The 10,496-nt window shown below is 73.0% G+C and carries 7 protein-coding genes, 1 tRNA gene and 1 pseudogene; 3 read left to right on the top strand and 6 right to left on the bottom strand.

Features of this window, described 5'->3' with window-relative positions; all coding sequences use genetic code 11:
• Positions 1–194, top strand: a pseudogene (locus tag DY218_RS34345) (hypothetical protein); the annotation flags it as partial.
• Between the two features lie 132 nt (positions 195–326).
• Here the strand turns inward: DY218_RS34345 and DY218_RS26360 are convergent.
• The 6 genes from DY218_RS26360 to DY218_RS26335 all read right to left on the bottom strand — a co-directional run bounded on the left by DY218_RS26360 (position 327) and on the right by DY218_RS26335 (position 9,580).
• A complete protein-coding gene (locus DY218_RS26360; RefSeq protein WP_128558628.1) occupies positions 327–1,055 on the bottom strand; it encodes a nucleotidyltransferase family protein in 729 nt (242 codons plus the stop codon).
• A gap of 196 nt (positions 1,056–1,251) precedes the next feature.
• Complete coding sequence (locus DY218_RS26355) at positions 1,252–1,695, bottom strand: hypothetical protein (protein WP_128558627.1); 444 nt, start codon at positions 1,693–1,695, stop codon at positions 1,252–1,254.
• 286 nt (positions 1,696–1,981) lie between these two features.
• On the bottom strand, positions 1,982–3,121 hold the full coding sequence (locus DY218_RS26350) for an ABC transporter ATP-binding protein (protein WP_128558626.1): 1,140 nt from the start codon (positions 3,119–3,121) through the stop codon (positions 1,982–1,984).
• Positions 3,122–3,211: 90 nt separating this feature from the next.
• On the bottom strand, positions 3,212–7,747 hold the full coding sequence (locus DY218_RS26345; protein ID WP_128558625.1) for a non-ribosomal peptide synthetase: 4,536 nt from the start codon (positions 7,745–7,747) through the stop codon (positions 3,212–3,214).
• Positions 7,744–9,306 carry an AMP-binding protein gene (locus DY218_RS26340; protein WP_158574120.1) on the bottom strand — a complete coding sequence of 521 codons (1,563 nt, stop codon included), beginning with the start codon at positions 9,304–9,306 and terminating at the stop codon, positions 7,744–7,746. Before DY218_RS26340 ends, DY218_RS26345 begins: the two co-directional genes overlap by 4 nt.
• Positions 9,299–9,580 (bottom strand): phosphopantetheine-binding protein, encoded by a 282-nt coding sequence (locus DY218_RS26335; protein WP_158574118.1) that lies wholly within the window; start codon positions 9,578–9,580, stop codon positions 9,299–9,301. Before DY218_RS26335 ends, DY218_RS26340 begins: the two co-directional genes overlap by 8 nt.
• Positions 9,581–9,733: 153 nt before the next feature.
• Here DY218_RS26335 and DY218_RS26330 point away from each other — a divergent pair.
• Positions 9,734–9,807, top strand: a tRNA-Thr gene (locus DY218_RS26330).
• Between the two features lie 159 nt (positions 9,808–9,966).
• Positions 9,967–10,416: a hypothetical protein gene (locus DY218_RS26325; RefSeq protein ID WP_128558622.1), complete on the top strand. Its 450-nt coding sequence runs from the start codon at positions 9,967–9,969 to the stop codon at positions 10,414–10,416.
• The last annotated feature ends 80 nt before the right edge of the window (positions 10,417–10,496 follow it).

The raw sequence follows: 10,496 nt of genomic DNA, 5'->3' as shown, positions 1-10,496 counted from the left end.
GTCAGCCGCAGGGCACGACGGGGCAGGCGCCGCCGCAGGAGCAGCCCGCCGCGCCGCCGCCGGACCCGGGTGGCGCCCCGTCCACGGGCGGCGGCACCAGCGGCGGCGAACCGCCGGCCGAGAACCCGCCGGCCAACTCCGGCGGCGGCTCGGACGAGAACCAGGGCCGGCTGGTCGGAGGGCTGCTGGGGTGAGCGCGGCGCCTCAGGGGTGAGCCGGCCTGCTGTGGTGTGGTCGGCCGTGGTGGACGCCATCGGGCCCGGTACCTCCTGCGAGGTGCCGGGCCCGATGGCGTACGGCAGTCGTGCGCCTGGCCGGTGCCGGGGTCAACGCCCCCGGCCGGAGAGCTCCTTGGCGGCCTCGGTGAGGTCCTTGGCGGTGTCGATCGCCCGCCAGTACGCGCCCTGCGGGAGGGGGAAGCCGGCCAGGCGCCGCTCCCGGGCGAGCCGCGGGAACGTGGTGCGTTCGTGGTCGCCGCGCTCCGGGAGCAGCCCGGCGAAGGACGGGGCGAAGACGTAGACGCCCGCATTGATCTGGTACGAGACGGTCGGGGCCTCGATGAAGTCCGTGATGTGGCCGAAGTCGTCGGTCTCCACGGCGCCCCAGGGGATGCGCGGGCGGGCGAGGGCCAGGGTGGCGGTGGCGTCCCGCTCGGTGTGGAAGTCGGCCATCTCGCGGAGCGAGAAGCGGGTCCAGATGTCGCCGTTGGTGGCGTACCAGGAGCGGTCGGGGTGCGGGAGGTGCGCGGCCGCGTACTTGAGTCCGCCGCCGCGGCCGAGGGGCTCGGACTCCACCACGGTGCTGACGCGCAGCGGCAGGTCGGCCGAGGCGAGCCACTCCTCGAGGACCTCCGCGAGGTGCCCGCAGGAGACGACCGCGTCGGTGACGCCCTCGGCGGCCAGCCAGGCCAGTTGGTGGCCGATGATCGGCGTCCCGGTGCCGGGGATCTCGACCATCGGCTTGGGCCGGTCGTCGGTGTAGGGGCGCAGCCGTGAACCCTGGCCGCCGGCCAGGACGACGGCCTGCGTCGGGCGGGACTCGGGGGTGCTCGTCATGCCCGAACTGTATGCGGCGTACGAGGGCGGGGGCCGGGTGGCCCGTGGGGCACGGGCCGTCGGCGCCTGCCGTGGGAGTGCCGGTGGCCGGGGCGCGCCATGGGCCCCGGCGGGGTGTTCAGTGGCTGCAGTCGGCCGGCTGATCAGGCGCTCGACCGGCCGACTGCTCCGGTCCGGTGCTCGACCGGCCGTCTGCTCAGGTCTGCTGGGCGACGCCGGTGGCGAACGATGTGTCGCAGACCGGCCGGGAGAACGACTGGGCTCGGGCGGGGCCGTACTGCTTCACGGCGGCGCGGCCGAGGGCGCGGGCCAGGGACACGCAGTGCTTGGCGAGCGACGGCCGGGCGTTCACCTCCTGCTGGAGGTGGGTCAGGGCGATGCCCGGGTCCTTCTCCTGGAGCTCGATCAGCAGGCGCTCGCGCAGCTGGGCGTGCGGTGCGCGGGCCTTGGCCGGCGCCGAGGCGCGCTCGGCGGAGGCGGTGAGCAACGACGATGAGTTCCCCGGATTCCCCGACCAGTTGACCGTGGCGACTGCCAGTGTCCCGGACAGGACCAGGACGACCGGCAGGACGAGTGCGATGGTGCGGCCGATGCGGCGGGCAGGGCCGCGGCGCGGCAGAGGCTTGTTGGAGTGCGTCACGCGAGTGAGCGTAGCGCTCGGTGATGATTTGGCGACATTTCGTCACCCTGTTGAGGGATGTTTCGACGGGCGCTTTCGAATCGGAGGTTGACGCGGCGGTGATGAATTGCCCTGTCTGTCAGGGTATTTGGCGACCCGGTGGCGGAGGGGCGTGCGGGCAGGCGTGGGTCCGGTCGGGTCCTGCGCGTCGGGGTGGGCGGCCGAACGGCCGAGTGGCCCCGTACCGAAGTACGGGGCCACTCGGGGCAGTTGCTGTGCCGGGCCGCCGCTGTGGCGGGCCGGTGGGTCAGTCGCTGAGGCGCTCGCCGGTGGAGGTCGAGAAGACGTGCGTCTCGCCCGGCCGCGGCACGACGTGCAGCTCGGCGCCCTTGTCCGGGACGGAGCGGCCGCTGACGCGGACCACGAGGTCCTTCTGCTCGCCGCCTGCCACCTCGGCGGTGCCGTAGATGTAGGCGTCGGCGCCGAGTTCCTCGACCACGTTGACCGTGACCGCGAGGCCCGCGGGGGCGTCCGTGGTCTCCTTGGACAGGCTCTTGGCGGCCTCGCCGTTCTGCTCGACGACGTCGAAGTGCTCGGGGCGGACGCCGACGGTGACCGTGCTGTCGCCCTTGTCCGATGCGGTGGAGAGGGCGTCGCGGCCGACCGGCACGACCGAGTTGCCGAACTTGACGCCGCCGTCGGTGATCGGGACCTCGACCAGGTTCATGGCCGGAGAGCCGATGAAGCCGGCGACGAAGAGGTTGGCCGGGCGGTCGTACATGTTGCGCGGCGAGTCCACCTGCTGGAGCAGGCCGTCCTTGAGGACCGCGACCCGGTCGCCCATGGTCATGGCCTCGACCTGGTCGTGGGTGACGTAGACCGTGGTGATGCCCAGGCGGCGCTGCAGCGAGGCGATCTGCGTACGGGTCGAGACGCGGAGCTTGGCGTCCAGGTTCGACAGCGGCTCGTCCATCAGGAAGACCTGCGGCTCACGGACGATCGCGCGGCCCATCGCGACACGCTGGCGCTGACCGCCGGAGAGCGCCTTCGGCTTGCGGCTCAGGTACTCGGTGAGGTCGAGGATCTTGGCGGCGTCCTCGACCTTCTGGCGGATCTCGGCCTTCGGGACGCCTGCGATCTTGAGGGCGAAGCCCATGTTGTCGGCGACCGACATGTGCGGGTACAGCGCGTAGTTCTGGAACACCATCGCGATGTCCCGGTCCTTCGGCGGCAGGTGTGTGACGTCGCGGTCGCCGATGCGGATCGCGCCCGCGTTGACGTCCTCGAGGCCCGCGAGCATGCGCAGCGATGTGGACTTTCCGCAGCCGGAGGGGCCGACCAGAACCAGGAACTCGCCGTCCTCGATCTCGATGTCGAGGCCGTCCACAGCGGGCTTCTCGGTGCCCGGGTAGACGCGGGTCGCCTTGTCGAACGTGACTGTTGCCATGGGCTTGTTGCCCCCTTCACCGGCAGGAACGTGCCGGACGATCCGAGTAAAGGAAGTGGTGTAGTCCACCGATGTGGACCGGCTGTGACGCTACCCGCTGGGATTGGTTTGCGGTAGAGGTCGGATCACAGGGGATTCGGCGAGGGGTCTGGAGGGGCCTGGTGCGGGCTCTGCGGCGGGCAGGAAGCCGGTGCTCTCGAGGTGGCGTACGCAGGCGTGGAAGAGGTCCGGGCCGTCGCCGGCGAGGTCGATTCCGGCCGGCGCGAGCAGCGCGCGCGTGGAGTCCGGTGCGATGCGGTGGGTGCCCTCGGAGCCGATGTCGCCGCCCTCGCCCTGCAGGATGCCGAGCAGCGCGGCGCCCGCCGGGTTCGTCCGCAGGGCCTCGGTCCACTGCTCGCGCGGCACGCGCGCGATGCGGTGGCCGTGGCCGCGCAGGCGGTCCACCGCTGTGGACAGGGTGAGGCGGCGGCCGGCCGCCAGGTGGAAGGTCGCACCGGTCGCCCTCGGGTCGCCGGCCAGTGCCACCAGGGCCTCGGCGGCCCGGTCGACGGCGACCAGGTCGAAGGCGAGTTCCTCGCCGGACGCGGTGGGTTCGGGGGCGAGGCCGGTCTCGGCGCAGGCGCGCAGGAGCAGCCACAGGAAGTCGGTTTCCGGGCAGACGCCCGTCGCCGTGTCGCCGGTGACCCGGGTCGGCCGGTGCACGGTCACCGGCAGTCCACGCGCGCGTGCCTGCTCGACGAGGGACTCCGCCGCCCATTTGGACTGTGCGTAGCCGTGCCGCAGCCCGGTCACCGGCGGCAGCGGGTCCGTGGCGTGCCAGGCGCCGGCGGCCGGTTCGCCGGACAGCACGCCGACCGTGGAGACGTGGTGCACGGGCACCGTCCGGTGGGCGGCGGCCAGGCGCAGGATCTTGGCGGTGCCGTCCACGTTGGCGGCGCGCAGCCGGTCGTACGGCTCGACGAGATTGACCGCGGCACCGCAGTGGTGGATCACGTCGACGGTCCGCGCGAGGCGGTCGTACGTGTCCGGGGCCAGGCCGAGGCGCGGCGCGGCGAGGTCCCCGGGGACGGCCTCCACGCGCGCGTGGTCGACGGTCAGGGAGTAGCGGTCGAGGGTCTCGGTGAGGCGCCGGGTGGCGTGCTCCGGGCCGTCGGCGCGGACCAGGCAGTGCACGGTCGCGTCCGTGCGCTCCAGGAGCGCACGCAGCAGGAAGGCGCCAAGGAACCCGGTGGCGCCCGTCAGGAGGACCTTTCGGGGGCGGTCGGTGGCTGCCTCGGGGGTCCCGGTCACGGTGATGTCGGCGGGCAGCCTCGGGTCGATCACGGCGGGGACACGAGCGGAGCGTTTGGCGTCGCCCAGGGCGGCGAGTGCGGCGACCGTGGGCGCGGTGAACAGGGAGTTGAGCGGCAGGCGGGCACCCAGGACCGGGCGCAGGGCGAGGGCGAGCCGGGCGGCGGTCAGGGAGTCGCCGCCCGCGTCGAAGAAGTCCTCGTGCACGTTCGGCCGGTGCGGGCTGCCGAGGGTCTGCTGCCAGAGTTCGGCGATGCGGTCCTCGACAGGGGTGCGCGGTCGGGTGCGGTGCCGCGGGGCGTCCGTGGCGGCCCCGACGGTGGCGGGTACGGGATCGGCTGCCAGGGCCGCGCGGTCGACCTTGCCGCTGGGGGTGAGCGGGAAGGCGTCGGTGAGGACCAGGGCGGCGGGTACGAGATGTGCGGGGAGGCGGGCACGGAGCCGGGCCAGGAGCCGCGGGAGGTCCGGGGGTGGCGGGGGTGCCGGCTGGGCCGGCTGGTCCGGGTGAGGCTTTCTGGAGGGCGTCTCGGGCGTGCAGTGGGCGACGAGGCGCTTCGGGGTGCCGGTGGCGACGACCACGGCGTCCGCGATGCCGGGGAGCTCGCGTACCGCGGTCTCGACCTCGGCCGGCTCCACGCGGAAGCCGCGGATCTTGACCTGGGCATCGCGGCGGCCGATGAACTCCACGGTCCCGTCCGGGAGATGACGGGCGAGGTCGCCGGTGCGGTAACGGCGCTCCTGTGGGGGCCCGGCGTCCGGGGCGGTCCGAGGCGGGCGTGTGAAGCGGGAGGCCGTTTCCGCCGGCAGGTTCGGATAGCCGTCGGCCAGGCTCACGCCGGCCACGTACAGCTCGCCGACACTGCCGGCCGGCACGGGCTGCTGCCGTTCGTCGAGGACGAGGATCCGGGACCCCGGCAACGGGCGTCCTATAGGAGGGCGTTCGGGCCAGTCGGCGGCATCGGGGCCGAGTCGGTGGGCGGTGACCACATGGGTCTCGGAAGGGCCGTACTGGTTCTCCAGAGTGGCCGCCGTCAGCTCCCCGAAGAAGGTGCGCAGGGCAGGGGTGATGTGGAGCTGTTCGCCGGCCGTGACGATCTCCCGCACCCGGCAGCGCCTGCCCGTCACGGTCGCGGTCTCGGCGAGCTGCTGCAGGGCGACGAACGGCAGGAAGAGCCGATCCACCTCTTGGTCCTCGATCAGGTCGAGCAACTGCTCCGGGTCCCGGCGCAGTTCGTCCGCCACGAGGACGAGCGTGCCGCCGGACGCCCAGGTGGCGAACAGCTCCTGGAACGCCACATCGAAGCTCGGCGGGGCGAACTGCAGGGTCCGCGAACCGGCGCCGCACGACGAGTGCCCGCTCTGCCAGTCGACCAGGGCGGCGAGCGAACGGTGCGGCATCGCGACGCCCTTGGGGCGCCCGGTCGAGCCGGAGGTGTAGACGACGTAGGCGAGGTCCTCGGGCGCGACGGGGACCCGCCCGGCGGCGGGGGACCCGAGGGATGTGTGAGGGCCGTCCACGGCCGCGGCGTCCGGCGACAGCACGTCGATGCCCGGGTGCGCATCGGAACCGTCGGCCGAGGCGGCGACGAGGGCCGTCGCGCCACTGTCCGCGAGCATCAGGCGGCGCCTGGCGGCCGGGTAGGCGGGGTCGATGGGCACACAGGCGGCCCCGGCCTTCAGGACGCCCAGGACGGCGGTGGGCAGCGCCGTGCCACGCGGCAGGCAGACGGCCACGCGGCCGCCCGCGTGGCCGCGTGCGACCAGCTCCCCGGCCAGCGCGTCCGAGGCCGCGTCCAGTTCGCCGTACGAGAGCGTTTGCGGGCCGTGCACGACGGCCGGAGCGTCCGGGGTGCGGGAGGCCCGGACGCGGAACGCCTCGTGCACCAGCGGGGGTTCGGGCCGAGGGACCGGCCCGCCGTCCGACCACCGGTCCAGCAGGGCGAGTTCCGCGTCGGGGAGCAGCCGCAGGTCGTCGACGGGATGCTCGGGGTGGCGCACCGCGTCGTCGAGCAGCGTGGTGAAACGGTCCGCCAGGCGCTGCGCCTCCTCGCCGCTCCACAGGTCGGACGCATACTCGAGGAGCCCGAGGAACCCGCCGCCGGACGAGGCGTCGACCGGCACCAGGTGCACGAACGCGTCGAACTTCGCGGTCCCGTTGTGTGCGTACAGGCGTTCCCCGGTGACACCCGGCAGGTCCAGGCCGGGCGCGTCCGCGTCATCGACGGTCAGGACGACCTGGAACAGCGGGAAGCGGGCCGGGTCTCGGTCCACGGCCACCTCCCGCACAAGGCGGCCGTACGACACCTCCCGGTGGGCGACCGCGTCCCAGACCGCCGATTTCGTGCCCCGGGCCAGTTCGGCGAAAGTGCCCTCCACGCGCGTGCGCAGCGGCAGCAGATCGGTCAGACAGGCGATCATCGGCTCGAGTTCGGGCGCGTCACGGCGGGACACCGGGGTGCCGATCACCACGTCGCGCTGCCGGGCGAGCCGGCCCAGGACCGCGGACAGTGCGGCCGCGAGGATCGCGAACGGAGTGACGCGCAGCGACCGGGAGAGGGCCCGCACGCGCGCGTGGAGGTCGCCGTCGATCCGGAACCGTACCTGACCGCCCTTCCCGCTGGGGGAGGCGGGCCGGGTGCGGACCGAGGGGAAGGTGGACTCGGCCGGCGCTCCGTCGAGCACGGCACGCCAGTGCGCCATCCCGGGATCCTCGGCACCGTCCACGCGCGTGTGGACGCCCGTGTGGACACCTGCGTGGACATCGGTCGCCCGGGAGCGGGCGTACGGGCCGAACTGCAGCGGTACGGCGGGGAGTTCCGGCTCCCGTCCGTCCACGTACGCGGAGTACAGCTCGCTGAACTCGAGGTCGAGGAGCCGGAAGCACCAGCCGTCGAGCACCGCGTGGTGCGCCACCACGGCGAGCACATGGTCCTGTGGCCCCGCCTCCAGGAGGGTCGCCCGCAGCAGCGGCGGCTCGTCCAGGGGTACGGTCCGCGCGACCGCCGCGCGGACCGCGGTATCCAGCTCGCCGGGGAGCACCGTCCGCTTGTCGACCCGCACCGGGCCGGCCGGGGCGACCACCTGGGACGGCACACCGGCGACCTCCGTCAGGCGGCTGCGCAGCGCCTCGTGGCGGGCCACGACGGCGGTCAGGGCGTGCTCCACGGCGCCCGGGTCCAGCGGGCCGCGCAGCCGGTGCACCCAGTTCTCCAGGTAGCGCGAAGGACCGTCGTGCAGACGGTCGTTGAGCCAGATGGACTCCTGCTCCGGGGTCATGGGGTGGACCGGGTGCGGGATGCCGGGCGTCGTCGTGGGCCGGTGGTCGTCGGTGGTCATGGCCGGCTCCGGCGGGTGAGGGCGTCCCGGTCGGTCTTGCCGTTCGCGGTGACGGGCAGGGCGGGGAGCGCGTGCACGGTGTGCGGGACGAGGTGGCGGGGCAGCGCGGTGCGCAGGGCCCGACGGACCGTGGCGGCGGTCACCGGCCGCTCGGGCCGTGTCGTGTAGTAGAGCTCCAGGCGGCCGTTCACGGGGACGACGGCGCAGTCCCGGAGTCCGGGGACCTGCCGGGCGGCCGCTTCGGTCTCGGCGGGCTCCACGCGATGTCCGGCGATCTTCACCTGGCGGTCGGTGCGGCCGCGGAAGTGCAGCACTCCGTCCGCGTCGAGGAATCCCCGGTCGCCGGTGCGGTACGCGCGCGTGGGGCGGCCGTCCACGGTCAGCGTCGTGAACCGTTCCGCGGTCGCTTCGGGAAGGCTCAGATATCCGGCCGCGAGTCCCTCCCCGGACACCCAGATCTCGCCGTCGACCAGATGGACTCCGGTGTGCGGTACGGGAGTTCCCACCGGAATGCCGTCCGGCCGGTCGCAGTCCGCAGCGGTGATGCGGTGCGTGGTGGCGAAGACGCAGCTCTCCACGGGACCGTAGCCGTTGATCAGGGCGGTGTGCGGGTGCCGGCGCAGGAAGGCGCGTACGTGCGCGGGTGACAGGACCTCGCCGCCGGTGAGTACGTGGGTGAGGCCGGCGAACGCGTCCGGGTCCTCGTCCATGAACAGGTTGAACAGCGACGACGTGATCCACAGGGTGTCGACCCCGGCGCCGGACACCAGGTCCCGCAGATCGTCCGGCAGCAGGCTGCCGCTCTCGCTCATGGCACAGGCGGCGCCACTGGTCAGCGCACCCCACACTTCCAGCGTGAACGCGTCCCAGGCGACCGGCGCGGCCTGCGCCATCACCCGCCCCGGCCCGAGCCCCGCGATCCGGTCCGGGCCCGCGAAGAGCCGCGTCGTGGCCCGGTGCGGCGACAGCACGCCCTTCGGGGCCCCCGATGTGCCGGAGGTGAAGAAGACGGCGGCGGTGGCGGAGGGGTCCACGGGAGCGTGACGGTTGCTCTCTTGCTCTACGCGTTCTTGCTCTACGCGCGCGTGGCTGCTGTTTTCGTGCCCCACGCGCGCGTGGGGCACTTCCTCACCCGCGCTGTGCACCCGCAGCGGACCGGGCTCCCAGACCCGGCCCGGCTCCAGGGCCCTGCCCACGGCCACCGGCGGGTCCAGCGCGGCGACCACGGTGCGCAGCCGCTGCTCCGGCCAGGACGGGTCCAGGGCGGCGTATCCCGCACCACACTTGAGTACGCCGAGCAGCACGGCCACCAGCAGCGGAGACCGCTCCACCGCAACCGGGACCAGAGTGCCGGGACCGGCCCCACGCCGCCGCAGCTCGGCCGCGAACACCTCGGCCGCACGGTCGAGTTCGCCGTACGTGAGCCGTAGCCGCCCCTGCGAGACGGCCGGGGCGTCCGGCGTGCGCGCGGCATGTGCGGCGACTGCCTCGTGAATCAGCCCGGGGACAGCCGACCCGCCGCCGGCGGCGGTGGCCGACGGTATCCCGAGGTCAGACAACGTTGCCGCCGGATGCGGGACGACCGCCCGCGTCCTTCTGCGCCGCCGCGGCGACGCCCGCACAGAAGTCCCCGAGGGTCTCGCTGTCGAACACGCTCTCCGCCGCGGCCTTGATCCCGAGATCCCTGCCGACCCGGGCACAGATACGTATCGCCTGCAGCGAGGTGCCGCCGACGTCGTAGAAGTTCTCACCCAGCGGTGCCTCGGGCACCTCGAGCACCTCGGCGATGATCCGCGCGGCCTCGCCCGCGACCTGCTCCGCCGTAGCCTCCACGTCTGGCCCCTCAGTCCCTGGAAATCGAACACCCACAGTCCGATTTCTACCAGCCACCGCCGCGTCCCCGGCCCGTGGGGCGCCCACCCACTTCTCCGTGGAACGCCACGCACCCGCTGTGTAAGGTGGACGAGCCGCTCACACACACGGCATGCCTCCTTAGCTCAGTTGGCCAGAGCGACGCACTTGTAATGCGTAGGTCGTCGGTTCGATTCCGACAGGGGGCTCACCCGAAACCCCAGCTCAGATGCTGTCTGAGCTGGGGTTTTTCGTTCAGCGGATACGGCGGCGACGCAGGCCGTTTCGAGCCGCGCCGAAACATCTGTCGTTCGGTGCCCCGGGTGGTCGACAGTCGTGGGACGACCGCGATCGAAGGGGGAACGAGCGTGAAGTTCAAGAAGACGGTGGCGCGCGGCACCGCGATGGCACTGCTTGCGACCGGAGGGGTGGCCGCCGGCACTGCGACCGCTACCGCCGGCGGGGAGCCGGTGGAAGCCAAGGGTTCGTGGAAGCGCGCCTGCGCGACGCGCGAACACCCCAACGACAAGGACGGATTGTCCCTGTTCGCGTCGAGGTACTGGAGTGGCGACAGCAGTACCAACGCAAACGCCCACTTCCAGTCCTACGGCGAGGTGTGGGAGGCGGAGAACCGGACCACCGCCAAGGTGACCGTCCGCGGATACGTCAGCGGAAAGCTCGAGTTCAAGGCGGTCCTCAAGAAGAAGGGCGACAAGGCGAGGAAGAACGATTCCTTCACAGAGGGCAAGAAGGTCAAGCTCCACGTGACGGTGCACGGCGGCCGGGGTACGAGCAAGTGCTCCGGAGGCGTTACCTGAGCGGAGCTCGCTCGCCGAGTGCGCGTCGTACTCGGTCACCCGCAGCGAACCGCCCCGCTGCCCTGCCGACCGGCAGGGCA

The organism is Streptomyces triticagri (genome assembly GCF_003429565.1).
GTDB classification, from domain to species: Bacteria; Actinomycetota; Actinomycetes; order Streptomycetales; family Streptomycetaceae; genus Streptomyces; species Streptomyces triticagri.
This window is presented reverse-complemented; position numbering and strand designations above follow the sequence as displayed.

What these genes read in the sequence shown, in the direction of transcription:
- DY218_RS26360 (WP_128558628.1), bottom strand. Translation starts at nt 1,055, where the DNA reads ATGACGAGCACCCCCGAGTCCCGCCCGACGCAGGCCGTCGTCCTGGCC.
- DY218_RS26345 (WP_128558625.1), bottom strand. Translation starts at nt 7,747, where the DNA reads ATGACCACCGACGACCACCGGCCCACGACGACGCCCGGCATCCCGCAC.
- DY218_RS26350 (WP_128558626.1), bottom strand. Translation starts at nt 3,121, where the DNA reads ATGGCAACAGTCACGTTCGACAAGGCGACCCGCGTCTACCCGGGCACC.